Consider the following 24,475-nt stretch of genomic DNA (forward strand, 5'->3'; position numbering starts at 1 on the left):
CAGGGCGGCCGCGGGCGCCGACAGCGGCTCGCCGGCTCGCCACACCGCCCGGAGCCGACGGCGCAGGTCGAGCCCGTCGACCGGCACCTCGACGAGCTCGCCGCGCGCGACCCACGGGCGCGCGGCGAGCTCGCTGAGCACGGCGGGCCCGGCGCCGGATGCCGCCGAGATGAGCACGGCGGCGTTGCTCGAGAGCACCATCGCCGGGGCGGCGAGCTCGTGCCCCTCTGCACCCGTCGCCGGGCCGAGCGCCTCGGCGAGCGTCGAGCGGGTGCCCGATCCGGCCTCGCGGGTGACGAGCGGCGTTGCGGCGAGTTCGGCCGCGGTGACGTGGGTGCGCCTCGTCCACGGGTGGGTGGGGGCGACGACCACGACGAGCCGGTCGCGCGCGACGATGCGGCTGCGCGGTCCGTGCGGCACCGACGGCGATTCGACGAAGCCCAGCTCGATCTCGCGAGCCGCCAGCAGCTCGAACACCTGGCTCGAGTTCTCGACGCGCACCCTGACGTCGAGCTCGGGGTGGGCGTGCCGGAGCCCCGCGATCCACGCGGGCAGCAGGTACTCGGCGACGGTGAGGCTCGCCGCGAGGTCGAGCCGGGCCTCGTGCCGTTCGCGCAGCGCGGTGGCGGTCGCGAGCAGTTCGGCGGCGCCGTCGACGAGGCGCCCGGCGAGTTCGGCGACGACGAGGCCGTCGGCCGTGAGCCGCGAGCCGCGGGGGTGGCGTTCGACGAGCGTGAGCCCGAGGTTGCGCTCGAGGTTCGCGAGCGAGCGGCTCGCATTGGGCTGCGCCATGCCGACGGCGCGGGCGGCGGCGCCGAGGCTGCCGTGCACGCCCACGGCGGCGAGCAGTTCGAGCACGGGCAGCTCCGGCCAGCGAGTGGGCATATCTGAATGATATGCCTCGATGCCTGAACGACGGCTACCGGAGGCGTGACCGCGCTGCGAGTGTGGAGGCATGCTCCACCCCGCACCACCGCCGACGCGCTCCCTCACCGAGCGGGTCGTCGCCCGGATCCGGCTGCTCGGCCCCGGCCTGGCGCTCTGCGCCGCCGCCGCGGGCCTCGCGCTCGCCGCGACGCTCGTCCTCCCCACCCTCAGCGCGCTGCTCACGGCGATCGTGCTCGGCGTGCTCCTGCGCAACCTCGTGCCCCTCTCGCCGCGGCTCGAGCCCGGGCTCGCGTTCGCGGCGAAGCCGCTGCTCCGCCTCGGGATCGTGCTGCTGGGCCTGCAACTCGTGCTCGGGGACATCCTCGCCCTCGGGCCCGGCATGATCGCCGTCGTGATCGCGATCGTCGTCGGCGGCATCGCCGCGACCCTCCTCATCGGCCGTTGGCTCGGAATCGGCGCGACCCAGCGCCTGCTCATCGCCTGCGGATTCTCGATCTGCGGCGCGGCCGCGGTCGCCGCAGTCGACGGGGTCGTCGACGCCGAAGAGGAGGAGGTCGTCACCGCCGTGGCCCTCGTCGTCATCTTCGGCACGCTCATGATCCCGCTCGTGCCCTTCGTCGCGGGCCTCATCGGCCTCGACGATCGGCAGGCCGGAATGTGGGCCGGCGGGTCGATCCACGAGGTCGCGCAGGTCGTCGCCGTCGGCGGCGCACTCGGCGGCACCGCGCTCGGCGTCGCGGTCGTCGTGAAGCTCGCGCGCGTACTCATGCTCGCCCCCGTGATGGCCGTCATCGGCCTGCAGCAGCGTCGGGCGCTCGCGAAGGCCGAGTTCGAGAGCGGTGCGGATGCCCCGGGCGGCCGTCGTGCCGTGAAGCGCCCGCCGCTCGTGCCGCTCTTCGTCGTCGGCTTCATCGTGATGGTCGCGATCCGCTCGCTCGGCATCGTGCCGCCCGCCGTCGTCGTCGGCGCGGGCGTCGCGCAGACGATCCTGCTCGCCGCCGCGATGTTCGCGCTCGGCACGGGCGTGCGGTTCAGCATGTTCCGGCGGGTCGGCGTGCGCCCCTTCGTTCTCGCCGGGGCGTCGACGGTCGTCGTCGCCGGCATCGCGCTCGCCGGGGTCGCGCTCGTCGGCTGAGGGGAGGGGAGGGGCAGGCGCCCCCCGCCGATCAGTCCTCGAGGCGCAGGTGACGCGAGGCCTGCTCGTCGCGCTGGCGCTGCTCGCGGTTCTCGGCGATGACGCGGTCGTCGCGGAGCGGCAGCTGCACCCGCTCCTCGGCGATGACACCAGCGCGCAACTGGCGGGCGCGTTCGACCTCGGTGTCGAGCACGCCGCCGAACAGCAGCGCGAGGTTCGACAGCCACACCCAGAGCAGGAACGCGATCGCCCCGCCGAGGACGCCGTAGTTGCGCTGGAACGCGCCGATGCCGAAGACGTACAGGCCGAACAGCGCGGTGACGATCACCCAGGCGAGCAGTGCGCCGACCGCGCCGATGCTGAACCAGCGCAGGTGCCGTCGCTTCACGTTCGGGGCCGCCCAGTAGAGGAGCGCGATCATGGCGATGCCGATCGCCGCGAGCACCGGCACCTTGCCGAGATCCCACCAGAAGGCGACGCCCTCGTCGAGGCCGAGCGTGCGGGCGAGCGCCTCGGCCACCGGCCCCGACACGACGAGACCGATCGCCGCGAGCGTCGCGAGCACCACGACGACGGCCGAGACCGCGAGCATCGCCGGTCGCATCGCCCAGAACGGGCGGCCCTCGTCGACGCCGTAGAGGCGGTTCAGGCCACGGCCGAGGGAGCCGACGTAGCCCGACGTCGCCCAGATCAGGCCGACGAGGCCCGTCGCGAAGGCGAGGCCCGCGTGCGAGGCGTCGAGCAGCTGCTCGAGCGGGGTGCGAAGGGCGGCGACGACCTCGTCGCCGCCGAGCTGGTCGACGACGTCGAGGAACACGCCGACCGCGGCCTCGGCGCTGCCGAAGATGCCGATCGCGGCGAGCACCGCGAGCAGGCCGGGGAGGGTCGCGAGCACCGCGTAGAAGGTGAGGGCGGCCGCGATGTCCTGCACCTGGTTGATGCGGTACTCGTGCGCGGTGCGGGTGAGGATGACCCGCCAGTCCTCGCGCGACAGCCGTACGGGTGAGTCGTGGTCGGGCATGCGCGGTCTCCGATCGGGGCAGTGCCGAGCCTATGGCGTGCCGCCCGCATGCGGCAGGGGGTTGCGGGGCGGTCGCGTTCGACACCGCGCCGCTCGTGGGCGAAGATATGCCGACGGCCACCGCCGCACGCGACCGACGCCCACTCGACTCGAACCCGAACGACAGACCGGAGCCGCAGCCCATGTACGACCTCCCCCGTCCCGACCGGCCCCCGGCCTACCAGCTCAACCCGCTGCGCGTGCGCCGGGCCTCGCTGAAGGTCGCCTTCGTGCTCGTCACGGGCGGCCTGCTGCTCGCGGTCATCGCGGGGCTCTCGGGCGCTGGGCTCGGCGGAACCATCACGCAGGTCGCACTCGAGGCCGGCTGGTGGATCATGCTCGCCAGGTGCCTGCGCTCCGAAGAGGAGGAGCTCGACCCGTCGCGGCCGTGGTGGCAGGCGACCTACCGCCCGACGGCGAGCTTCGCGATCACGGCCTACTTCGCGTTCGGCATCGCCTTCGCGACGATCAACTTCATGCCGCTCATCGAGCACCTGCCGATGGACGACGTGCTCGGCTTCGCGATCCGGCAGATCGTGAACATCCTGCTCGGGCTGTTCTACCTGCACTCCGCCGTGCGATTGAAGATCCGCGAACTCCGTCGACGGGCCGACGGCGCCGGTCGCTGAACCGGGCGGGTGAGCGCGAGAGCCAGGAGGGCGAGCGCGATCACCGCGGGCCCCGGGCTGAAGCCCGCGACGAGCAGCACCGCGACGCCGCCGACGGCGCAGATCGCCTCGAGCCCGGTCGTCGCAGCGCCTGGGCCGGTACGGGCACCCGCCTCCGAACCGCGCCCGCGCCGCCCGCCGGCCCGCTCGAACCGGGCGAACACGAGTACGACCGCCGCCACCACGACCGCCGAGACGACGAGCCAGATCGGACGACTCGCCCACCAGCCGGCGGTGAGCGGCTCGGGCAGCGCCAGCCCGAGCGCGGCGTTCGCGGCGAGCGCCGCACCCGCGAGGCCCACGAGCACCGGCATGTGCCAGAGGTAGACGGTCATCGCCCGTTCGCCGACGAACGAGATCGCGCGCGAGGCATCCCGCTCGGCGACCCAAGCGCGGATGCGCGGGCGGGCGAGCTCGAACAGCGCGAGCTGCGCGACGCCGAGCACGACGAGGCACAGGGTCGGCGGGTTGAGGTTCACGAGCATGTCGACCGGGTAGGGCCCGGCGAGCGTGAGCACTGCGAGCAGCGTCAGCGATGCGCCGGCGAGGCCCCAGAGGGTGCGGCGTGCGAGGCCGTCGAGGGCGCCGTCGGCGAGGTGGAAGCCGAGCTGCTGCACGAGCAGCCAGACGAGCAGCAGGTTGAGGTAGCCGATCGGTTCGACCCCCGTCGAGAGCCGCAGCAGGTCGACCGCGACGACGCCGCCGAGCAGGGCGATCGGGGCGAGCACCGGTGCTCGTTCGTGCAGCCTCACCATCGTCGGCACGAGCGCCGACACGGCGAGGTAGACGCCGAGGAACCAGAGCGGCTGCCCGACGCGGAACCCGGCGATGCCGACCGTCTCGGCCGGCACGCCCGCGAGCGACAGCGCAGCGAGCGCGGCGGCGACGACCGCGACGAGCACGATCGCGGGGCGCACGAGGCGTTCGACGCGGGCTCGCACGTACTCCGCACCGCTCGCGCCGCGGGTACGCATCGAGCGCCAGTGCGTGATGCTCGAGAACCCGCCGACGATGAAGAACAGCGGCATGATCTGCACGACCCAGCTCACCGGGCCGAACCAGGCCTGATGCTCGAGGGCGTTCTCGAGCACCGGCCCGTCGGGGCCGACGCTCACGCCGACCATCATCGCGTGCAGCGCGAAGACGACGGCGAGCAGCATCACACGGACCGCGTCCACGCTGACATCGCGTCGCACACCGGCGCGTTCGCGAACGGATGCCTCGGGGCGGGTCGTCGCCCGCGGACGTTCGACTGTCTGGCTCATGGCGAGAGGCTACGAACGCGGTGCCGTCGGCAGCATCACCCCGGCGAGCGGTTCGCGGGCGGTACCGCGGTACCGGCCCCGGCCGCCCGTCAGCCGGCGGAGGGAGTGACGAGACCGGTGTCGTACGCGAGCACCACCGCGTGCACGCGGTCGCGCAGGCCGAGCTTCTGCAGGATCTTCGAGACGTGCGTCTTCACCGTCTGCTCGGCGATGAAGAGCGCTGCGGCGATCTCGGAGTTCGACATGCCCCGGCCGACGAGGGTCAGCACCTCGAGCTCGCGCTCGGTGAGCTCGGCGAGTCGGTTGCCCGTGGGCTTCCGCGGCGGGCCCGATCGGGCGAAGTCCTCGATGAGCCGCCGGGTGACGCTCGGGGCCAGCAGCGCATCGCCGCCGGCCACGACGCGCACCGCCTGCACGAGCTCGTCGGGCGTGGCATCCTTCAGCAGGAAGCCGCTCGCGCCCGCCCGAAGCGCGTCGTACACGTACTCGTCGATGTCGAAGGTGGTGAGCATCAGCACCCGCGGCACGTAGTCGGAGCTGCGGGGCGGCGTCTGCAGGGCTCGAGTCGCCTCGATGCCGTTCTGCTGCGGCATCCGCACGTCCATGAGCACGACATCGGGGCGCAGCTCGTGCGCGAGCGACACCGCCTCGACCCCGTCGGCGGCCTGCCCGACGACCTCGATGCCGGGCTGTGCCGCGAGCACCGCCGCGAATCCCGCGCGCACCATCGCCTGGTCGTCGGCGATGAGTACCGAGATCGTCACCACTGGCCTCCATCCGACCCGAGCGGGAGGGTCGCGAGTACACGGTATCCGCCGCCGGGCCGGGGGCCGTGCTCGGCGCGCCCGCCGAGCAGCGCGGCGCGCTCGTCGATGCCGACGAGGCCGTGGCCGCCGCCGGTGCGTTCGGCCGGCTCGGCACCCGGTGCCGGCTCGCCCTCGACCGGCGCAGGCGGAGGCTCGTTCTCCACGGCGACGACGAGATCATCGCCGAGCAGCTCGACCGACACGTGCGTCGCCGCACCGGGCGCATGGCGCACGACATTGCTCAGCGCCTCCTGCACTATCCGGTAGGCGGCGGTGCCGGCCAGGCCGCCGGCCGGGAGCGCGGGGTCGACGTCGAGGGTGACCGGAACCCCGGCGCGCTCGACCGAGCCGACGAGCGCCGGCAGCTCGCCGAGACCGGGCTGCGGTGCGGTCTCGGCCTCGGCCTCGGCGCTGCGGAGGACGCTCAGGAGCTGTCGCATCTCGACCATCGCGGTGCGTGCCGAGTCGGCGATCTCGGCGAACTCGGTGCGAGCCGCGTCGCTCAGACCCTCGACCCGGTACGGTGCGCTCGTCGCCTGCACGTGGATGATCGAGAGGCCGTGCGCGACGACGTCGTGCAGCTCGCGAGCGATTCGGTTGCGCTCCTCGACGAGCACCCGGCGCTCCTGCTCCGCCGCGGAGACGGCGCGCTCGCGGAAGAGTTCGCCGGCGATCACCCGCCACTGGGCGACGAGCAGCGAGACCGGCAGGGCGATCGCGGTGAGCGAGGCTGCCGCGATCTCGTTCGCGGTCGCACCGGCATCGGTGAACGCGAACGGCAGCGTGACGACGACCCCCGCGAGCCAGGCGACGAACATGCCCCGCCAGCTCATGCCCAGCAGGCCGAGCACGAACAGCAGCGCGGCCTGGCCGATGATCGTCGTCACCGGCCACGGCCACGGTGCGCCGTCGGAGCCCGAGGAGAGCAGGGCGAACACGAGGATGCCGCTCGTCGCGATGACGACGGCGGTCTTGGGGAATCGCATCGCGAGCGGCAGCGGGATCGCGAGGGCGAGCCCCGTGCCGAACGCGGCGAGGAGGTGGACTTCGTAGATCGTCGCCGCGAGCGGCACGAAGACGACGAACAGCACCAGTGCGAGCAGGGAGGTCGCCACCCAGAGCCACGCGAGGAAGCGGCGCTCGGGGTCGCGCGGAGTCGACCTCGCGCGTGCCAGCGTCAGCTTCGGCCACTGCCGCGCGGGTCGGGTGCGCGACTCGGGCGCGGTCGGTGCAGGAGGGGTCGACGGCGCGGGAGGCGCGGGCGGCTCGGGCGCCCGCGGCGAAGCCGCCTGGCGACCGCTCGTCGGCTCGGGCTGGATGGTGTCCATGATGCGAGTCAGCCTGCCACGGTCGGTCGCCCGCAGCATCCCCCCGGGGAGCGATTTCCGCGACGGTACCGGCGTACGGGTTCGTCATCGCGATCCCCGACGCACCGTCTCCTCCAGCCGTTCGGCGAGGAAGGTCCGTTCGACCTCGTTGTCGGTCTGCTCGAGCGCTTCGCGATATGCCGCAGCCGCTTCCGTCCATCGGCACGACTGTCGAAGGAAGTCGGCGCGGGCAGCGCTGAGATAGGCGTACCTGGCGAGCACCGGATCGGCCGCCAACGGTGCCAGCGCGTCGAGACCCGCCTGCGGGCCGTCGCGCAGTCCCACGGCGACCGCCCGATTCAGCGCCACCACGGGCGACGGCCACCGCTCGTCGAGCAGGTCGTAGAGGCCCACGATCTCGTCCCAGTCGGTCTGCTCCCAGCTCGGCGCCTCGGCGTGCACGGCGGCGATCGCCGCCTCGACCGCGTATCGGGTCGGCGGCCGCTGCTGCAAGGCGGAGACCAGCAGGCCGATGCCCTCCGCGATCACCCGTCCGTCCCAGCGGGTCCGATCCTGTTCGGCGAGCAGCGCGAGCTGCCCGGAGTCGGAGACCCGGGTGCCGGCCCGCGCATCGATGAGCAGCATGAGTGCGAGCAGCGCGGCGACCTCGGACTCGGTCGGCATCAGCGAGTGCAGCAGTCGCGCGAGGCCCAACGCGCGGTCGACGAGGTCGCGGCGGACCAGCCGCTCGGCGACGGGTGCGGTGTGACCGGTCGTGAAGATCAGGTAGACGACGTCGAGCACGGCGCCGAGTCGCTCGCCGAGGCGATCGGGTGCCGGCACCCGATAGGCGATGCGCGCCAGGGCGATCTTCTTCTTCGCCCGGGTGATGCGCGCCGCCATCGTGGTCTCCGACACGAGCAGGGCACGGGCGACCTCGGCGGTCGACAGCCCGCACACGACTCGGAGCGTCAGGGCGATCTGCGCCTCGCGGGACAACGCCGGATGGCAGCACGTGAAGACGAGCCGCAGGCGGTCGTCGTCGAAGGCGTCCGCGTCGGGTTGCGCCGTCGCCGTCTCGTCGACGACGAGCTCCGGGAGTCGCTGCGCAAGCCGCGTGCGACGGCGAAGCTCGTCTCGTGCCCGGTTGCGTGCCGTGGTGGTGAGCCAGGCGCCGGGCCGGTCGGGCACGCCCGAGACCCGCCAGTGCTGCAGTGCCTGCACGTACGCGTCCTGGGCGCATTCCTCGGCGAGATCGAAATCGCGGGTCATGCGGGCGGTCGCGGCGAACACGCGGACCCATTCGTCACGATGGGCCCGCGCGACCGCGTCGGCGACCTCATCGGCCATCGGCGCCCGCCACCGGGCGGATCTCGACCCCGCCGTGATCGGCCGAGGCCTCGGAGAGCAGTGAGGCCAGCCCGATCACCTCGTCGAGGTCGTTCGCCTCGATCAGGTAGAACCCGCCCACCGCCTCCTTGGTCTCGAGGAACGGGCCGTCGGTCACGGTGACCGTCCCATCGGCGCCCGCGCGCAGCGTCGTCGCGACCTCGGCGGGCGTCAGCTCGCGGGTGTCGAGAACAGCCGGCCCGGCCGCCTCGACCAGTGCGCGATGGCCGGCCGCGAGGTCGCTGCGGGCCTGTGCCGACATCGCGGCCCACCGCTGCTCGTCGCCGTAGATCAGGATCAGGTACTTCGCCATGACATCTCCCATGCCCGTGGAGAGCCCCGGATGGGCTCACCTGAACAGACGACGATTTCCCCACCGCCGAAATCGACAGCTCGGGAGAAATGTCTCACGTCCGGGCGGAGTTGTCAGCCGAGGTGCTCGTGGAGGAACGCTGCGACGCGCACGCGCAGCGCCTCGTCGAGGATGCCGATCGAGTGCTCGCCGCCCGGCACGACGGCGAACTCGACGGGCACGCCCGCACTCCGAAGCTCGTCGGCGAGTCGCTGCGACTGGCCGAGCGGCACGATCTCGTCTTCGGCGTGCCCGATGAAGACGGGCGGGTCGCTCTCGTCGGCATGGGTCGCGGGCGAGGCATCCGCCGCCTGGGGGCATTGCTCGTCGTCGACGCCCGGTTCGCAGCCGAGGTACGCCGCGATGATGCTGCGCAGCCAGACGGATGCCCCGTCGGCGGCCAGCTCGTCGGCCCCGAGCCCGACGGGGCCCGAGAGCTCGACGACCGCGGCGACCCGCGATCCCTCGTCGAGCGCGCCCTCGCCCGAGGTGCCGAGCAGCGCCGCGAGGTTGCCGCCCGCCGATCCGCCGAAGGCGCCGATGCGCGCGGGGTCGATGCCGAACCGCTCGAACTGCTCGGGTTCGCGCAGCCACTCGACGGCGAGCGCCACGTCGTCGATCGCGGAGGGGAAGATCGCGTCGGGCACGAGCCGGTAGTCGACCGAGACGGCGACGAATCCCTCGCTCGCGAGCCAGCGGCAGACGTTCCGCCAGTCGGTGTTCGCCTTGTCGCCGCGCTGCCAACTGCCGCCGTGGATCGAGACGACGGCGGGCAGGCTCGGCGCGACATCGGTCGCGGCGCCGGCTTCGGCCGGGACCGCCGGGCCGGTGCCCGTATCGCCGAGGTCGGCGGCGGTGGAGACCGCGGTGACCGGGGTCGCCGGGTGGCAGACGTCGAGCGTCAGCAGGGTGCCGTCCTCGCGGACTCCGTACTCGAGGTCGGCGTCGACGACGATGCCCTCGGGCGGCGTGAAGGTGCGGATGCCGACGCGGTCGTTGCCGGCGACCTCGCTCGCCGAATCGAAGCCCGGCGGGTCGATCTCGCGAAGCTGCTGGTGGAAGCCCGAGAGCGCGACGATGCCCGCGATGGCGGCCGTCACGGCCGTCGCGGCCACTGCGACCCGCCTGCGGCGGTCGCCGGAGCCGCCTGTGCGTCGGGTCGAGTTCACACCGGGCTCCGGGTTCAGGGGTGGAGCGATGCTAACCCACGCGCAGGGACTTCGCCATGCAGACGCTGAACTGCTCGCCGACGTACGGGCCGAACTGCTCGATGTGCCGGTAGCCGTGCTTCTCGTACAGCGCGAGGGCGGCCAGGTGCCGCGGCCCCGTCTCGAGGACGATCTCGTCGAGGCCGAGCCCCGCGGCATCCGCCTCGATGCGCGCGAGCAGCGCGCCTGCGACGCCGAGTCCGCGACCCGACGGGGCGACGAACATCCGCTTGAGCTCGCCGCGGGCCGGCGATCCGGCCGAGCCGGCAGCACCGCCGCCGACCGTGCCGGCGACGAGCGCGGCGACGCCGAGGGCGGTGCCGCTCGCGTCGCGCGCGACGTACAGCCGCACGTCGGGTCGCTCGAGCTGCCCGACATCGAGCAGGAAGCAGGCCTCGGGCGGGTACAGGCTTCGCGAGTACTCGGTGCTGCCCTCGAGGAGGCGCTCCACCTCGGGTTGCCGGGGCGGTTCGATCGAGATCGCGACGGATGCTTCGGAGCGGAGTCGTTCGGACTGCATGCGCCGAGCGTAGGCGGGGCGCGTTTCGCGCAGGTTTCGCCCGGTGCACGGGGGTTTCCCAGCCGTTTTCCGCTATCGTGGTCGAGTCGGTTCTGGACACCGTGCGTTGCACGGATGGGTTTGTGAGTCTGTAGGGCCGGTTTCGAGACGTTCGGTCTCGGATAGTCACCGTATGTGAACGGCCCCGGTCGACGAAGTTCCGGGTTCTCAGTGTGCTGCGCTCGCAGTGGCGCTGCCATGTACATCGAGTACAACCCAGGAAGTCACCACCATGCCCAAGAACAAGAAGCCCAAGGGCGGCCGACCGGCCGCCAATTTCGACCCCTCGTACGCGAAGGGCGGCAAGGGCCGCGGCGCCCAGAAGACCGGCTCGCGCAGCCCCGGCCACCGCGGCTACCGCCCCGAGGAGGAGTCGCCCCGCAAGGAGCGCTGGTCGCGTGACGAGCGCGTCGCCTCGGGCCGCACCCCCCACCGCGCCGACCGTGAGGGCCGTGCCGCGAACGACCGCGACGACCGCGCCCCCCGCCGCGAGTACGGCGACCGCCCGGCCCGCCCGCACTACCGGGAGGACCGTCCCGCGCGTTCGTACGATCGCGACGACCGCGCCCCGCGCTCGTTCGACCGCAACGAACGTCCGGCCCGTTCGTTCGACCGCAACGACCGCAACGACCGTCCGGCTCGTTCGTACGATCGCGACGAGCGTGCGCCGCGTCGCTTCGACCGCGACGAGCGTCCTGCTCGCTCGTTCGACCGCAACGATCGCAATGACCGTCCGGCTCGTTCGTTCGATCGGAACGACCGCAACGACCGTCCTGCTCGCTCGTTCGACCGCAACGACCGTCCGGCGCGTTCGTACGATCGCGACGACCGGGCTCCCCGCCGCTTCGATCGTGATGAGCGTCCTGCGCGTTCCTTCGACCGCGACGAGCGCCCGGCTCGTTCGTTCGATCGGAACGACCGCAACGACCGTCCTGCTCGCTCGTTCGACCGCAACGATCGTCCGGCGCGTTCGTACGACCGCGACGACCGGGCTCCCCGTCGCTTCGATCGTGATGAGCGTCCCGCACGTTCCTTCGACCGCAACGACCGCGGCCCGCGCCGTGAGTTCGACCGTCCCGGCTTCCAGGACTCGGGCCGTCGCCCCTCGAACTTCTACCCGGCTCGCGACGAGGCCCCGCGCTTCTCGGCGAACGACGACGTCGTGCTCGAGCGTCTCGAGGCCCAGGCCATTCAGGCCGACGCCGTCGACGGCGTGAGCTTCGGCGACCTCGGCCTCGGCGGCAACGTCGTCGCCGCGCTCGGACAGCTCGGCGCCGTGTCGCCGTTCCCGATCCAGGCTGCGACGATCCCCGTCGTGCTCGAGGGTCGCGACGTGCTCGGCCGCGGCAAGACCGGCTCGGGCAAGACGATCGCCTTCGGCGCCCCCGCCGTCGAGCGGCTCATGCAGCTCTGGTCCGCCTCCGGCAAGGCCGGCGGCCGTCGCCAGATGGGCCGCAAGCCCCGCGCGCTCATCCTCGCGCCGACCCGTGAACTCGCCCTGCAGATCGACCGCACCGTGCAGCCCATCGCGCAGAGCGTCGGCCTCTTCACCACGCAGATCTACGGCGGCGTTCCCCAGGGGCGCCAGGTCGGTGCGCTGCAGCGCGGCGTCGACATCGTGATCGGCACCCCCGGCCGCATCGAGGACCTCATCGAGCAGGGCCGCCTCGACCTCTCCGAGGTCGTCATCACGGTGCTCGACGAGGCCGACCACATGTGCGACCTCGGCTTCCTCGAGCCGGTGCAGCGCATCATCCGACGCACCGCCGAGGGCGGCCAGAAGCTGCTCTTCTCGGCGACCCTCGACAAGGGCGTGGCGACGCTCGTCGACGAGTTCCTCGTCGACCCGGCCGTGCACGAGGTCGCCGGTGAAGACCAGGCCTCCTCGACGATCGACCACCGCGTCTTCGTCATCGAGAACCGCGACAAGCGCGACATCGTCGCCGAGCTCGCGAACCGCGAGGGCAAGACGCTCGTCTTCAGCCGCACCCGCGCCTTCGCCGAGGACCTCACCGACCACCTCGAGGACCGCGGCATCCGTGCCGTCGCCCTGCACGGCGACCTCAACCAGTCTCGCCGCACCCGTAACCTGCAGCAGCTCACGAGCGGCCGGGTCGACGTGCTCGTCGCGACCGACGTCGCAGCCCGGGGCATCCACGTCGACGACATCGACCTGGTGATCCAAGCCGACGCCCCCGACGAGTACAAGACGTACCTGCACCGCGCCGGCCGCACCGGCCGCGCCGGCAAGCAGGGCCGCGTCGTGACCCTCATTCCGCGCAACCGCCAGCGCCGCCTGAGCGAGCTGCTCGACCGCGCCGAGATCGACGTCGACTTCGTCGACGTGCGACTCGGCGACGACCTGCACGGCGAACTCGCGCGCGAAGCGTTCGTCGAGGCCGTCGAGGCCGTCGAGGTTGTCGAGACCGTCGAGGTCGTCGACACGATCGAAGCCATCGAGACCGAGGATGCCGCGGAGCAGACCGCCGTCTGAGTCGCGACCGACCGAGCCGAGGGCCCGCATCCGATGGATGCGGGCCCTCGTCGTTCCGGCACCTCGGGGTGCGAGCAGGGCGGGTCGTCCGTCGCGCGGCGGGCCGCATCGATACGATGGGCGCGACGCGCGGGGTCGTCGTCTCGGCGACCGGGTTCCGGCGTGAGACCTGGAGGTCGAGCATGAGTGATCCCGGCGCCGCGCAGAACTCCGAACCGGCCCACGCATCCGAACCGGCGGCTTCGTCCGCACCGCCGGCCGCGTCGGCAGCCGCACCGCCGGCGACGGTCAGCCGCACGATGCTCATCTGGTTCGGCATCGCGATCGTCGTGCTCTCGTTCGTCGCGGCGTTCCTCGGGTCGACGCTCGCCCGTTCGGCCGACGCCGCGGATGCCGCAGCCACGCCGACCCCGACGGTCGACGAGGCCGCCTACGAGGAGGCGCTCGAAGAGATCCTCCCGGCGGGCTCGGCCGTGCGTGCCGGCTCCGGCGCTCCCGAGTCCGGCAAAGGCTACGAGGGCGACGTCTACCTCGACATGGCCAGCTCCGACGTCTACGTGTTCCAGAACGGCGACTGGGCCATCGCCGGCAACATCCGAGCGGAGGCGGCTGAGAACCTCACGGGCGCGACCGGAGCGACGGGGGCGACCGGGGCGACGGGGGCGACCGGGGCGACGGGTGCGACCGGGGAGACGGGCGCCACGGGCGCTCCCGGGGCACCGGGCACGCAGGTCCTCCTCGGTGCGGGAACGCCCCAGGACGAGACCTGCACGGCCGACGGCGACGTCTACATCGACACCTCGGTTTCGGCCTTCTACCAGTGCGACGCCGGTGCGTGGGTGCTCTTCGGGCCGCCGTCCGCTCCGCCCACGGCCACCGACGAGGCCACCGAGGAGCCCGCCGAGGGCTGACCCGCACCGCGGCCGGCCGGAGGACGCGCCCGCGATGATCTGATCGTGGTGTCGTGGTGTCGTGGTGTCGTGGTGTCGTGGTGTCGTGGTGTCGTGGTGTCGCGATGCCGACTCAGGTGGCGATGACGGCGATCGGCTCGGTCGTGGGCTCCGGCGAGCCGCCCGCGGGTTCGACCGTGATGCCCACGGCGGTGCCCGAGGCGAACTCGCCCTCGAGGAGGCGCCAGGCCTCGTCGCCCCGCACATCGAACGTCCCGGCCGAGACCGCGCCGGACTCGTCGATGTACCAGAGCTCGTAGGTGTGCTCGTCGCCCACATCGGGGAGGCCCTCGGCGACGATCGCGCTGCGGCCCTGCTCGGCCGACCAGACGAGCGTCACCTCGCCGCCGCCGGGCACGTCGGCACTGGCCTGCTCGGCGTCGGGCGCTTCGGCGAGCGCCGTCATCTCGCGCTGCGCCCCCCATCCGTTGGGGCCGACCCAGTTCGTGCCGACGACCACGCCGACGACGAGCAGCACGAGGGCCGCAGCCGACGACAGCACCGCAGCGAGACGGCGACGGCGACGGCGTGCCGCGAGCTCGTCGACGAGCGGCGCAGGCTCGACCGGCGCGGGCTCGACCGGCGCGACATAGTCTGACCGCGGACGGCCGGACCCCCCGGCCGGGCGCTCCTGCGGGGCCGTGTCCAGGCGGGCGAAGAGATCGGCCTTCAGGCCCGGCGGCGGCGCGAGCGGCGGCAGTGACTCGCCGAGCGACGCGGCGGCAGCGCGGAACGCCTCGACCTCGGCCCGCAGCTCGGCCGAGCTCTCGAGCGCGTGCTCGAAGCGGAGACGGTCGGGTTCGTCGAGCGCTCCGAGCGCGTACGCCGGGGTGAGCTCGCGCAATTCGTCGAACTCGCTCCCTGGCCGGTCATCGGCTCCGCTCATGTCGTCACCCCCAGCAGTTCGCGCAATCGGATCATGCCATCGCGCAGTCGGGTCTTCACCGTACCGAGCGGGAGATCGAGGCGCGCGGCGATCTCGGATTGGGTGCAGCCGCCGTAGTAGGCCAGTGCGAGGCATTCACGCTGGGCAGGGCTGAGCTCGGCGAGCGCGCCGCTCACGCGTTCGTGCTCGACGGCGATCTCGGCCGCCTCTGCGACTTCGTCGACGGGCACCTCGAGGTCGCGGATGCCGGTGCGCAGGTCGCGCTCCCGCGACGCCTGCGCCGAGCGAACCCGGTCGACGGCGCGACGGTGCGCGAGGGTCAACAGCCAAGCGGTCGCAGCGCCCCGGGCGGGATCGAACCGGGCGGCGGTCTGCCATGCCTCGAGGAACACGTCCTGCGTCACCTCCTCGGCCTGGGCGGCGTCGACGAGCACTCGGCGGACCAGCCCGAAGACGCGGGGTGCGGTCTCGTCGTATAACCGGCTGAACGCGTCACGGTCGCCCGCCGCAGTCGCGACGAGCAGCTCGTCGAGCGTGGCGGAGCGCACCTCGAGTTGCTCTCCGTCGTCGACCACGGGATCCAGCATGCCAGAGCGCGTCGGTCCTGGCCCCCTCCTTCGCGGCGGCATCGATCGCGGTACCAGGACATGGGTCATCCGAACGTGAAGGAGAAGGCCTCGACCCCGACCGGGATCTCGACGGTGAGCGAGCCGGGTGCCGAAGCATCCGTCTCGTGCAGCGCATACGATCTCGGCACGCCCGAGACCTCGACCCGACGTACTTGGCTGCCCTCGCGGAGGATGACCGTCCCCTCGCCGGCGAGGACCATGCGAACCTCGCGCGCGCTGTATTCCAGGTGCACGGATGCCCCGTCCGAGCCTGCGCCGGGCGTGATCGACTGGGTGCCGAGCGCCCATTCGCCATCGAGCGAGAAGGTGTCCGCAGGCTGTTCCTCGGGCGTGGTGAAGGTCGTCGTCGATCGGCGATACTGCTCGTCGCCCGCGAAGTTCACCTGCTTCGTGGTGCCGAGATAGGTCTCGGGCGTCGTGGAGCCGGCCGGCGGGGTGTCGTCGTCGAGGTCGGTCGGCGACTGCAGCGCTACGTCGGAGTCGGCGTCGACGAGGAGCTCGCGGATCAGCCGCTCGGTGCGGTCGTAGTGCCCCTCGCCGAAGGAGACCTGCCGCACGGTGCCGTCGGCGTCGATCAGGTAGTGCGCGGGCCAGTACCGGTTGCGGTAGTTGGTCCAGGTGGCGAGAGAGTTGTCGAGTGCGACCGGGTAGTCGATGCCGAACGACTCGATGCCGGCGGCGACGTTGCGGGGCTCCTTCTCGAAGGCGTACTCGGGGGAGTGGACGCCGATGACGGTGAGCCCCGCCTCCCGATACGCCTCGTCCCAGGCGACGACGTGCGGAATCGAGCGCTGGCAGTTGATGCACGAGTATGCCCAGAAGTCGATGAGCACCACCCGACCGCGCAGATCGTCGAGATCGATCGCCGCGCCGTCGGCGGTGTTGAACCACTGCTGGATACCGCGGATCGACGGCGCTTCACCGCAGGACTCGAGTTCGGCCGCACCGTTCGTGCAGTTCGACAGCTCGCGGTTCTCGTCGGTGACGAGGCCGCCGAGATCGAGGGCCTCCGTGACCTCCTCGGATTGCGCGAGGCTGCGCTGCAGATCGGCCGTGTAGTCGGGCACGAGCCGCTGCAGCGCCTGCGGCAGGTTGAACGCGAGGCCCACCGCGAGCGCGATCATCACGATGCCGCCGGCGATGCGGATGCCTCGTTGATGACGCCGGAAGGTCGAGAGGCGCTCGGCCATCCGGCGGCCCGCGAGCGCGAAGAAGAGGAGGGGCGCGGCGGCGCCGATCGCGAAGGAGATCGTGAGCACGACCGTCTCGACGCCGATGCGGCCGGTCGAACCCGCGACGGTGATCGCCGCGAGCACGGGGCCTGCGCACGGCACGTACACCGCGCCGAGCGCGAAGCCGAGGCCGAAGCCTCCGCGGTCGGTGCCGACCGCCTTGCGCGGGATCCACGAGAACGGCTTCTCGAGCAGTTCCTCGAAGCGGGGCACGATGAGGCCGATGCCGATCAGGGCGAGCACGACGAGGCCGGCCCAGCGGAGCACGTCCTGCGGGAGTCCGAGGAGGCCGAGCAGCAACGATCCGGCGAGCGTCACCAGGCTGAAGCTCACGACGAGGCCGGCGATCACGAGGTAGGGGCGCCAGGGGCTCGGTGCGCGGATCTCGCCCGTGGTCGCGGACGACGCCCCGCTGCGCGCGCTCTGCGCGCCGCCGGAGAGCAGGATGACGGGCAGTACCGGCAGAATGCACGGCGAGATGCCGGTGATCAGGCCGCCGGCGAGTCCGATGAGAGCGAGAGCGAGCACGGGTTCCTCGTTTCGTGGGTCGAACGTGATTCGGAGCCGACGGCCGAACCGATTGGTCGAAGAAGTTCCAATCCGCGTCGGGGTCGCCTCCGAATCCCCTGTGACGGCCCGCTCGGGGCCGCGATCCGAAGGAGGAGATCCATGCGATCGATCCGCAGCACCCGCACCGCCCTCGCCGTGTTCTCGATCACGGCGGTCGCCGCACTCGGCCTCGCCGGGTGCAGCATGGGCGGCACCGCGACCGAGTCCGACGAGCCCGCCATGTCCGAGGAGGCGACGCCGAGTGAGGAGGCCATGGAGGTCGACCCCGCAGCCGACCTCGTCGGCCCCGGCTGCGCGGCCTATGCGGAGACGGTGCCCGACGGCCCCGGTTCCGTCGTCGGAATGTCCCAGGACCCCGTCGCCGTGGCGGCATCCAACAACCCGCTCCTGACGACCCTCGTCGCCGCCGTGTCGGGTCAGCTCAACCCGGAGGTCGACCTCGTCGACACCCTGAACGGCGACGAGTTCACCGTCTTCGCGCCCGTCGACGACGCCTTCGCGAAGATCGACCCGGCCACCATCGAGTCGCTGAAGACCGACACCGAGACGCTCAGCTCGATCCTCACCTACCACGTGGTGCCCGGTCAGCTCTCGCCCGACGAGGTGGTCGGAACGCAGACCACCGTGCAGGGCGGCACCGTCGAGGTCACGGGTTCGGGCGACGAGCTCATGGTGAACGACGCGGCCGTGATCTGCGGCGGCGTGCACACGGCGAACGCGACGGTCTACCTCGTCGACTCGGTGCTGATGCCGGCGATGTGAGCCCCGGTCGCCGCGCCGCGCCCGTCCCCCCGGCCCGACGGGAGCCGGCCGGCGCGGCGACCGGTACAGCACCACCATCCATGCGGCATCCGCCGCCTGCACTTCAGGAGGAACTCATTCGCAACTCACCGAACCGCATCGTCGGTACCGTCTTCGGCGCGGTCTACCTGCTCGTCGGCCTGCTCGGCTTCGCCGTCACCGGCGGCATGGACTTCATCGCGACCCAGGGCGGCCTGCTGCTCGGGGTGTTCGCCGTCAACCCGCTGCACAACGTCGCCCACCTGTTGATCGGTGGAGCTCTGCTCATCGCCGGGCTCGTGAGCGCACGCGCAGCGAAGGCGACCAACGCGGTCGTCGGGGCGGCCTACCTGCTGCTCGGCGTCGTCGGCTTCTTCCTCGCCGGGACGGCGGCCAACATCCTCGCGTTGAACACCGCCGACCACTTCCTGCATCTTGCGAGTGCGCTCGTGCTGCTCGGGGTCGGCCTCGGCACCGAGCGTGCGGGCGACGCGCGGCCGGTGACGGCGTAGGCCCGGTCGTGGCGGTGCGGTCGATGCTGCGCGACTTCGTGCGCGGCTGGCCGATGCTCGCCGCCCTCGGCGCCGGGCTCGTGCTGACCGCGACCGCTGCGGGCGTGAGCGGCACCGCCGGCAGCCCAGGGGGAACGGGTGCCGGCGGTGTCGTGGTGGGAGCCGTCCTGGCCGGGTGCGGCATCGCCGCGCTCGGCTGGGCGGTGTTCGCGTTGCGGAAGGGGAGCCTCGTGGCCCCACGGTCGGCACTCGCGGTCTCCCTCGGGGTGCTCGGGGCGCCGGGCGCCCTGCTCGCCACCGGCGCGGCGGCCGAGCTCGGCGTGGCAGTGCTGCCCATGCTCGCCGCAGGGCTCTTCGCCATCGTCGTGGCCGTGGGGGCAGCGGTCGAGATCCGGCGGCTGCGTCGCCGCCGGCGCACCGCCCTGCCGCCGAGGCGCCCGGCGATCGGCCTCGTCGCCGGTGCCGCCCTCGTCGCGGCGCTCGCGACCCCCGCGCTCGCCGGCACCGCTGCGGGCGAGCTCGCGGTGCCGCATGGCGAGCTGCACGGCACGGGCCACCAGCACCCGTGAGTGGCTCGCCCCGGCCGCCGAGTGGCGGACGGGGCATCCGTTTGCCATAATTACTTCCTGAACGGTCGGTCAGGAATTCCGACCGTGCGGATGCCGCGAACCCCTGCCTACGCTGGGAGCAGCGTTCTCGAAGACAGTGCGGTCAGGAGTGGACATGGCAGAGGCCTACCTCGTCGGCGGGGTGCGCACCCCGGTCGGCCGTTACGGCGGCGCGCTTGCAGGCGTGCGACCCGACGACCTCGCGGCGCTCGTCGTCGGCGAGGCCGTGCGGCGCGCAGGGCTCGACGTCGCCGGAGAGCTCGGCGCGATCGACGAGGTCATCCTCGGCGCGGCCAACCAGGCCGGCGAGGACAACCGCAACGTCGCCCGCATGGCCGTGCTGCTCGCCGGTTTGCCCGACGAGGTGCCGGGCGTCACCGTGAACCGCCTCTGCGCCTCGGGCATGTCGGCCATCACCATGGCCGCGCAGGCGGTGCGCGCGGGCGATGCCGACCTCGTCCTCGCGGGCGGCGTCGAGTCGATGACCCGTGCGCCCTGGGTGCAGCAGAAGCCCGAGCGGGCCTTCGCCAAGCCGGGTGCGCAGTACGACACCTCGATCGGCTGGCGGTTCCCGAACCCGAAGCTGCTCGCCCGCGACAAGGCCACCTTCTCGATGCCCGAGACGGCCGAGGAGGTCGCCCGGGTCGACGGCATCACCCGCGACGAGGCCGACGCCTTCGCCCTGCGATCGCAGCAGCGGGCCGTCGCGGCCATCGCGGCCGGGCGCTTCGAGGCCGAGATCGTCGGCGTGCCGACGCACCGCGGCGAGGTGCTCGTCGACGAGGGCCCCCGCCCCGAGACCACCCTCGAGGTGCTCGCCGGGCTCCGGCCCGTCGTCCCGGGCGGCTCGGTCGTGACCGCCGGCAACTCGAGCGCCCTGAACGACGGTGCGAGCGCGATCTTCGTCGCGAGCGGCGCGGCCGTCGAACGCTACGGGCTCACGCCCCGAGCGCGCATCGTCGTCGGCGCCTCGGCGGGCCTCGCCCCCGAGATCATGGGCCTCGGCCCGGTTCCCGCGACCGAGAAGGCGCTCGAGCGTGCCGGGATCGACCTCGACGACATCGGCTCGGTCGAGCTCAACGAGGCGTTCGCGACGCAGTCGCTCGCCTCGATGCGCCGCCTCGGGCTCGACCCCGAGCGGGTGAACGGCGACGGCGGTGCGATCGCCCTGGGGCATCCGCTCGGCTCGTCGGGCTCGCGCCTCGTCGTGACGCTGCTCGGCCGCATGGAGCGCGAGGGCTCGCGCTACGGCCTCGCCACCATGTGCGTCGGCGTCGGACAGGGCAGCGCCCTCATCGTGGAGCGCGTCTGATGCGGGCGGATGCCACGGGGCCGCTGCTCGTCGAACGGCACGACGACCGCGTGGTCGCCACGCTCAACCGGCCCGACAAGCGCAACGCGATCGACCAGTCGACGATCGACGCCCTGCACGTGCTCTGCGCCGAGCTCGAGGCGATCCCGCGCACGCTCATCCTCACCGGCGCCGGGGGAGTGTTCGCCTCGGGCGCCGACATCTCCCAGCTCCGCGATCGCCGTGCCGACGACGCCCGCGCCGGCATCAACGCGAACGCCTTCGTGCGCATCGCGCTGCTGCCGATGCCGGTGATCGCCGCGCTCGACGGCTACGCCCTCGGTGGCGGCGCCGAGCTCGCGTACGCGGCCGACATCCGCATCGCGACGCCCTCGCTCAAGATCGGCAACCCCGAGACCGGCCTCGGCATCATCGCGGCGGCCGGCGCGAGCTGGCGTCTCAAAGAGATCGTGGGCGACGCCCGGGCGATCGAGCTGCTGCTCACCGGCCGCGTCATCGGTGCCGAGGAGGCGCGCGAGATCGGGCTCGTCGGCGAGGTGCACCCCGCCGACGAACTGCTGCCCGCCGCGCACGCGATCGCCGACCGGATCGCCCGCAACGACCGCGCCGCGACGATGGCGACGAAGCGGGTGTTCCGCGCGCCGCGCGAAGCGCACCCCGCCGTCGACCTCGAGGAGCAGGCCGTGCTCTTCGAGAGCCCCGAGAAGATGCGGCGGATGACCGAGTTCCTCGAGAGGAAGCAGAAGTGAGCGACGTGCACGAACAGGGTCCGGCGACGGCGGCAGGCGCCCCCGCCGCCGTCGGCGTGCTCGGCGGCGGTCGCATGGGCGCGGGCATCGCGCACGCGTTCCTGCTCGCGGGCTCCCGCGTCACGGTCGTCGAGCGCGACGCCGACGCCGCCGCGGCGGCCGCGCAGCGCGTGCTCGACTCGGTCGAGGCCTCAGTCGCGCGCGGCACCGCCGACGAGGATGCCGCGGCGTATGCCGCCCGCTTCGCCACGAGCACCGAGGTCGCCGACTTCGCGAGCTGCGGGCTCGTCGTCGAGGCCGTGCCCGAAGACCTCGAGCTGAAGCTCGACGCCCTCACCCGCGTCGAGCGGGTGCTCGGCCCCGAGGCGGCCCTCGCCTCGAACACCTCGTCGATCTCGATCGACCAGCTCGCCGCCCTGCTCGACCGGCCCGCGCGCTTCGTCGGCATGCACTTCTTCAACCCCGTGCCGGCGTCGACCCTCGTCGAGATCGTGCGCGGCGAGGCATCCGACCCGGCGCTCGTCGACGAGGCGCGCGGCTGGGTGCGCGCGATCGGCAAGACGCCCATCGTCGTCGCGGATGCCCCGGGGTTCGCCTCGTCGCGCCTCGGCGTCATGCTCGGGCTCGAGGCGATCCGCATGCTCGAGGAGGGCGTCGCCTCGGCCGAGGACGTCGACGCCGCGATGACCCTCGGCTACAAGCACCCCGTCGGGCCGCTGAAGCTGACCGACCTCGTCGGGCTCGACGTGCGGCTCGGCATCGCCGAGTACCTCGCGCAGACGCTCGGCGACCGCTTCGAACCGCCCGCCCTGCTGCGACGCATGGTCGCCGAGGGCAAGCTCGGCCGCAAGAGCGGCGAGGGCTTCTACCAGTGGGATGCCTCGTGAGGCATGAAGGGAACACGATGACCGAGATGCTGCCGAGCTACGTCAACGGCGAATGGTGGACGCCCGACGCCTCCGCCGAGGGGGCCGCGACCGAGGTGCGCGACGCCTCGACCGGCGAGGTCGTCGCGCGGGTGTCGACCGAGGGACTCGACCTCGGCGCAGCACTCGAGTACGCGCGCACCGTCGGCCAGGCCTCGCTCGGTGCACTCACCTTCCACCAGCGCGCCGTGCTGCTGAAGCAGATGGCCCTCGTGCTGACCGAGCGCAAGGCCGAGCTGTACGCGCTGTCGAGCCGCACCGGCGCCACCAAGCAGGACTCCTGGGTCGACATCGACGGCGGCATCGGTGTGCTCTTCACCTTCTCGGGCAAGGGCCGCCGCGAGATGCCGAACGCCAGGGTGTACCTCGACGGTGCCGTCGAGAACCTCTCGAAGGACGGCTCATTCCTCGGCCGGCATATCTACACCCGCCTGCCCGGGGTGGCCGTGCAGATCAACGCCTTCAACTTCCCGGTGTGGGGCTCGCTCGAGAAGTTCGCGCCCGCCTTCCTCGCCGGCATGCCCACCGTGGTGAAGCCCGCCACCCCGACCGGCTACCTCGCCGAGGCGTTCGTGCGGATCCTCGCCGAGTCGGGCCTGCTTCCCGAGGGCTCGTTGCAGCTCGTCTCGGGCAGCGTGCCCACGCTCTTCGATCACCTGCGGCTCGGCGACCTCGTCGCGTTCACGGGTTCGGCGTCGACGGCCGAGCGGCTGCGCGCGCACGACGCCGTGCAGACCGGCGGGGTGCGCTTCACGAGCGAGACCGACTCGATCAACGCGAGCGTGCTCGGCACCGACGCGGTCGCCGGCACCCCCGAGTTCGACGCCTACGTCAAGCAGCTCGTCGTCGAGATGACGACGAAGGCGGGGCAGAAGTGCACCGCGATCCGCCGGGCGATCGTGCCCGAGGGCTCGGTCGACGCCGTCATCGATGCGGTGCGCGCGCGCATCGCCGAGCGGGTCGTCGTCGGAGACCCGCGCGCCGAGGGCGTCACCATGGGTCCGCTCGCCTCGACTGCCCAGCGCGACGAGGTGCTGCGCCAGGTCGGCCGGCTCACCGCCGCGGGCGGCGAGCTCGTGATCGGTTCGACGGATGCCCCGACGGTCGCACTCGCTGACGGCTCGACCGGCGCGGCGCCCGACGGCGCCTTCGTCGCGCCGATGCTGCTGCGATTCGCGGATGCCGCGAGCCCGGCCCTGCACGAGGTCGAGGCCTTCGGCCCGGTGTCGTCGATCGTCGGCTACGGCTCGCTCGCGGAGGCCTCGGCGCTCGTCGCCCGTGGTGGCGGTTCGCTCGTCACGAGCGTCGCGACCCACGACCCCGAGGTCGCGGTCGAACTCGCCTCGGGCATCGCCGCGTACAACGGCCGGGTGCTCTTCCTCGACCGCGACGACGCCCGCAGCTCGACCGGTCACGGCTCGCCGCTGCCGAACCTCGTGCACGGCGGCCCCGGCCGCGCCGGCGGTGGTGAGGAGCTCGGCGGCATTCGTGCCGTGCTGCACCACATGCAGCGCACCGCCGTGCAGGGCTCGCCCGAGATGCTCACGGCGCTCACGGGGGTGTGGCATGCGGGGGCCGCCTCGCAGCCCGGCGGCGAGCACCCGTTCCGCAAGTCGCTCGCAGAGCTGCGCCTCGGCGACCAGGTCGTGAGCGGCTCGCGCACGGTGACGCTCGACGACATCGAGACCTTCGCGAACTTCACCGGCGACACCTTCTACGCCCACATGGACGAGGAGGCCGCGGCGGCCAACCCGTTCTTCCCGGGCCGGGTCGCGCACGGGTACCTGCTCGTCTCGTGGGCGGCCGGGCTCTTCGTCGACGCGGCACCGGGCCCGGTGCTCGCGAACTACGGCCTCGAGAACCTGCGCTTCGTGACGCCCGTGTCGCCCGGCGACGCGATCCGCGTCGAGCTCACGGCCAAGCAGATCACCCCGCGCGAGACCGACGAGTACGGCGAGGTGCGGTGGGACGCGGTGCTGCGCAACCAGAACGACGAGCTCGTGGCCTCGTACGACGTGCTGACGCTCGTCGCGAAGGAGCAGGCGCCGGCTGCGTGAGGTGCGCCGTGACGGCGATAGCGGCGTCGCTGTCGCTGTCGCTGTCGCGGTCGCCACCGTGGTTCACACTCGGGGACTTCTCGTTCCAGGGGAGCGGTACCGGAGTGCCGAAGTACCGAGGCGCGGGAGTGGA

General features: G+C 72.6%; 23 protein-coding genes. 11 read left to right on the top strand and 12 right to left on the bottom strand.

Annotated features, from left to right (window positions below):
• On the bottom strand, nt 1–885 hold an 885-nt coding region (locus GQQ93_RS03215; RefSeq protein ID WP_157422810.1), incomplete at its 3' end, for a LysR family transcriptional regulator.
• Nucleotides 886–955: 70 nt separating this feature from the next.
• On the opposite strand from GQQ93_RS03215, the gene GQQ93_RS03220 reads away from it, so the two are divergent.
• Complete coding sequence (locus tag GQQ93_RS03220; RefSeq protein WP_157422811.1) at nt 956–2,023, top strand: YeiH family protein; 1,068 nt, start codon at nt 956–958, stop codon at nt 2,021–2,023.
• 31 nt (nt 2,024–2,054) lie between these two features.
• On the opposite strand, the gene GQQ93_RS03225 is transcribed toward GQQ93_RS03220, so the two are convergent.
• Complete coding sequence (locus tag GQQ93_RS03225; RefSeq protein ID WP_157422812.1) at nt 2,055–3,044, bottom strand: YihY/virulence factor BrkB family protein; 990 nt, start codon at nt 3,042–3,044, stop codon at nt 2,055–2,057.
• 182 nt (nt 3,045–3,226) lie between these two features.
• Between GQQ93_RS03225 and GQQ93_RS03230 the strand changes: the two genes are divergently transcribed.
• Nucleotides 3,227–3,712: a hypothetical protein gene (locus GQQ93_RS03230; RefSeq protein ID WP_157422813.1), complete on the top strand. Its 486-nt coding sequence runs from the start codon at nt 3,227–3,229 to the stop codon at nt 3,710–3,712.
• Here the strand turns inward: GQQ93_RS03230 and GQQ93_RS03235 are convergent.
• The 7 genes from GQQ93_RS03235 to GQQ93_RS03265 all read right to left on the bottom strand — a co-directional run bounded on the left by GQQ93_RS03235 (nt 3,643) and on the right by GQQ93_RS03265 (nt 10,598).
• A complete protein-coding gene (locus GQQ93_RS03235; RefSeq protein ID WP_157422814.1) occupies nt 3,643–5,016 on the bottom strand; it encodes an acyltransferase family protein in 1,374 nt (457 codons plus the stop codon). The two genes, GQQ93_RS03230 and GQQ93_RS03235, sit on opposite strands and share 70 nt — an antisense overlap.
• A gap of 89 nt (nt 5,017–5,105) precedes the next feature.
• Nucleotides 5,106–5,780, bottom strand: a complete 675-nt coding sequence (locus GQQ93_RS03240; RefSeq protein WP_157422815.1) for a response regulator — start codon at nt 5,778–5,780, stop codon at nt 5,106–5,108.
• Nucleotides 5,777–7,150, bottom strand: coding sequence for a sensor histidine kinase (locus tag GQQ93_RS03245; RefSeq protein WP_170296106.1), 1,374 nt, complete (start codon nt 7,148–7,150; stop codon nt 5,777–5,779). Before GQQ93_RS03245 ends, GQQ93_RS03240 begins: the two co-directional genes overlap by 4 nt.
• Before the next feature lie 84 nt (nt 7,151–7,234).
• Complete coding sequence (locus GQQ93_RS03250; RefSeq protein WP_157422817.1) at nt 7,235–8,479, bottom strand: RNA polymerase sigma factor; 1,245 nt, start codon at nt 8,477–8,479, stop codon at nt 7,235–7,237.
• A complete protein-coding gene (locus GQQ93_RS03255; RefSeq protein WP_157422818.1) occupies nt 8,469–8,831 on the bottom strand; it encodes a YciI family protein in 363 nt (120 codons plus the stop codon). The genes GQQ93_RS03250 and GQQ93_RS03255 overlap by 11 nt, the downstream gene beginning before the upstream one ends.
• A gap of 113 nt (nt 8,832–8,944) precedes the next feature.
• The gene (locus GQQ93_RS03260) at nt 8,945–9,985 is read right to left on the bottom strand and encodes an alpha/beta hydrolase (protein WP_170296107.1); all 1,041 of its coding nucleotides are present in this window, start codon (nt 9,983–9,985) and stop codon (nt 8,945–8,947) included.
• An 85-nt stretch (nt 9,986–10,070) separates the two neighbouring features.
• On the bottom strand, nt 10,071–10,598 hold the full coding sequence (locus tag GQQ93_RS03265; RefSeq protein ID WP_157422820.1) for a GNAT family N-acetyltransferase: 528 nt from the start codon (nt 10,596–10,598) through the stop codon (nt 10,071–10,073).
• A gap of 271 nt (nt 10,599–10,869) precedes the next feature.
• Between GQQ93_RS03265 and GQQ93_RS03270 the strand changes: the two genes are divergently transcribed.
• Both GQQ93_RS03270 and GQQ93_RS03275 read left to right on the top strand, forming a co-directional pair.
• Complete coding sequence (locus GQQ93_RS03270) at nt 10,870–13,131, top strand: DEAD/DEAH box helicase (RefSeq protein ID WP_157422821.1); 2,262 nt, start codon at nt 10,870–10,872, stop codon at nt 13,129–13,131.
• A 182-nt stretch (nt 13,132–13,313) separates the two neighbouring features.
• Nucleotides 13,314–14,042 carry a hypothetical protein gene (locus tag GQQ93_RS03275; RefSeq protein ID WP_157422822.1) on the top strand — a complete coding sequence of 243 codons (729 nt, stop codon included), beginning with the start codon at nt 13,314–13,316 and terminating at the stop codon, nt 14,040–14,042.
• Nucleotides 14,043–14,154: 112 nt separating this feature from the next.
• Here the strand turns inward: GQQ93_RS03275 and GQQ93_RS03280 are convergent, their stop codons facing one another.
• The 3 genes from GQQ93_RS03280 to GQQ93_RS03290 all read right to left on the bottom strand — a co-directional run bounded on the left by GQQ93_RS03280 (nt 14,155) and on the right by GQQ93_RS03290 (nt 17,356).
• Nucleotides 14,155–14,967 carry an anti-sigma factor gene (locus GQQ93_RS03280; protein ID WP_157422823.1) on the bottom strand — a complete coding sequence of 271 codons (813 nt, stop codon included), beginning with the start codon at nt 14,965–14,967 and terminating at the stop codon, nt 14,155–14,157.
• On the bottom strand, nt 14,964–15,554 hold the full coding sequence (sigK, locus tag GQQ93_RS03285; protein WP_157422824.1) for an ECF RNA polymerase sigma factor SigK: 591 nt from the start codon (nt 15,552–15,554) through the stop codon (nt 14,964–14,966). The genes GQQ93_RS03280 and sigK overlap by 4 nt, the downstream gene beginning before the upstream one ends.
• A gap of 65 nt (nt 15,555–15,619) precedes the next feature.
• Nucleotides 15,620–17,356, bottom strand: coding sequence for a cytochrome c biogenesis protein CcdA (locus GQQ93_RS03290; RefSeq protein WP_157422825.1), 1,737 nt, complete (start codon nt 17,354–17,356; stop codon nt 15,620–15,622).
• A 141-nt stretch (nt 17,357–17,497) separates the two neighbouring features.
• Here GQQ93_RS03290 and GQQ93_RS03295 point away from each other — a divergent pair, with 141 nt between their 5' ends.
• The 7 genes from GQQ93_RS03295 to paaZ all read left to right on the top strand — a co-directional run bounded on the left by GQQ93_RS03295 (nt 17,498) and on the right by paaZ (nt 24,342).
• Nucleotides 17,498–18,160: a fasciclin domain-containing protein gene (locus GQQ93_RS03295; RefSeq protein WP_170296108.1), complete on the top strand. Its 663-nt coding sequence runs from the start codon at nt 17,498–17,500 to the stop codon at nt 18,158–18,160.
• A gap of 116 nt (nt 18,161–18,276) precedes the next feature.
• A complete protein-coding gene (locus tag GQQ93_RS03300; protein ID WP_157423358.1) occupies nt 18,277–18,690 on the top strand; it encodes a DUF4383 domain-containing protein in 414 nt (137 codons plus the stop codon).
• An 8-nt stretch (nt 18,691–18,698) separates the two neighbouring features.
• Nucleotides 18,699–19,259, top strand: coding sequence for a hypothetical protein (locus GQQ93_RS03305; protein WP_157422826.1), 561 nt, complete (start codon nt 18,699–18,701; stop codon nt 19,257–19,259).
• Between the two features lie 154 nt (nt 19,260–19,413).
• Nucleotides 19,414–20,610 carry a thiolase family protein gene (locus tag GQQ93_RS03310; RefSeq protein WP_157422827.1) on the top strand — a complete coding sequence of 399 codons (1,197 nt, stop codon included), beginning with the start codon at nt 19,414–19,416 and terminating at the stop codon, nt 20,608–20,610.
• Nucleotides 20,610–21,359 (top strand): enoyl-CoA hydratase/isomerase family protein, encoded by a 750-nt coding sequence (locus tag GQQ93_RS03315; RefSeq protein WP_157422828.1) that lies wholly within the window; start codon nt 20,610–20,612, stop codon nt 21,357–21,359. Before GQQ93_RS03310 ends, GQQ93_RS03315 begins: the two co-directional genes overlap by 1 nt.
• Nucleotides 21,356–22,246: a 3-hydroxyacyl-CoA dehydrogenase family protein gene (locus GQQ93_RS03320; RefSeq protein WP_281349869.1), complete on the top strand. Its 891-nt coding sequence runs from the start codon at nt 21,356–21,358 to the stop codon at nt 22,244–22,246. The genes GQQ93_RS03315 and GQQ93_RS03320 overlap by 4 nt, the downstream gene beginning before the upstream one ends.
• A gap of 17 nt (nt 22,247–22,263) precedes the next feature.
• Nucleotides 22,264–24,342: a phenylacetic acid degradation bifunctional protein PaaZ gene (gene paaZ / locus GQQ93_RS03325; protein ID WP_157422829.1), complete on the top strand. Its 2,079-nt coding sequence runs from the start codon at nt 22,264–22,266 to the stop codon at nt 24,340–24,342.
• The last annotated feature ends 133 nt before the right edge of the window (nt 24,343–24,475 follow it).

Source organism: Agromyces lapidis, assembly GCF_009749405.1.
Classification (GTDB): Bacteria; Actinomycetota; Actinomycetes; order Actinomycetales; family Microbacteriaceae; genus Agromyces; species Agromyces lapidis.

What these genes read in the sequence shown, in the direction of transcription:
- GQQ93_RS03265 (WP_157422820.1), bottom strand. Translation starts at nt 10,598, where the DNA reads ATGCAGTCCGAACGACTCCGCTCCGAAGCATCCGTCGCGATCTCGATC.
- GQQ93_RS03225 (WP_157422812.1), bottom strand. Translation starts at nt 3,044, where the DNA reads ATGCCCGACCACGACTCACCCGTACGGCTGTCGCGCGAGGACTGGCGG.
- GQQ93_RS03295 (WP_170296108.1), top strand. Translation starts at nt 17,498, where the DNA reads ATGCGATCGATCCGCAGCACCCGCACCGCCCTCGCCGTGTTCTCGATC.
- GQQ93_RS03310 (WP_157422827.1), top strand. Translation starts at nt 19,414, where the DNA reads ATGGCAGAGGCCTACCTCGTCGGCGGGGTGCGCACCCCGGTCGGCCGT.
- paaZ (WP_157422829.1), top strand. Translation starts at nt 22,264, where the DNA reads ATGACCGAGATGCTGCCGAGCTACGTCAACGGCGAATGGTGGACGCCC.
- GQQ93_RS03235 (WP_157422814.1), bottom strand. Translation starts at nt 5,016, where the DNA reads ATGAGCCAGACAGTCGAACGTCCGCGGGCGACGACCCGCCCCGAGGCA.
- GQQ93_RS03245 (WP_170296106.1), bottom strand. Translation starts at nt 7,150, where the DNA reads ATGGACACCATCCAGCCCGAGCCGACGAGCGGTCGCCAGGCGGCTTCG.
- GQQ93_RS03270 (WP_157422821.1), top strand. Translation starts at nt 10,870, where the DNA reads ATGCCCAAGAACAAGAAGCCCAAGGGCGGCCGACCGGCCGCCAATTTC.
- GQQ93_RS03250 (WP_157422817.1), bottom strand. Translation starts at nt 8,479, where the DNA reads ATGGCCGATGAGGTCGCCGACGCGGTCGCGCGGGCCCATCGTGACGAA.
- GQQ93_RS03255 (WP_157422818.1), bottom strand. Translation starts at nt 8,831, where the DNA reads ATGGCGAAGTACCTGATCCTGATCTACGGCGACGAGCAGCGGTGGGCC.
- GQQ93_RS03220 (WP_157422811.1), top strand. Translation starts at nt 956, where the DNA reads ATGCTCCACCCCGCACCACCGCCGACGCGCTCCCTCACCGAGCGGGTC.
- sigK (WP_157422824.1), bottom strand. Translation starts at nt 15,554, where the DNA reads ATGCTGGATCCCGTGGTCGACGACGGAGAGCAACTCGAGGTGCGCTCC.
- GQQ93_RS03280 (WP_157422823.1), bottom strand. Translation starts at nt 14,967, where the DNA reads ATGAGCGGAGCCGATGACCGGCCAGGGAGCGAGTTCGACGAATTGCGC.
- GQQ93_RS03315 (WP_157422828.1), top strand. Translation starts at nt 20,610, where the DNA reads ATGCGGGCGGATGCCACGGGGCCGCTGCTCGTCGAACGGCACGACGAC.
- GQQ93_RS03230 (WP_157422813.1), top strand. Translation starts at nt 3,227, where the DNA reads ATGTACGACCTCCCCCGTCCCGACCGGCCCCCGGCCTACCAGCTCAAC.
- GQQ93_RS03275 (WP_157422822.1), top strand. Translation starts at nt 13,314, where the DNA reads ATGAGTGATCCCGGCGCCGCGCAGAACTCCGAACCGGCCCACGCATCC.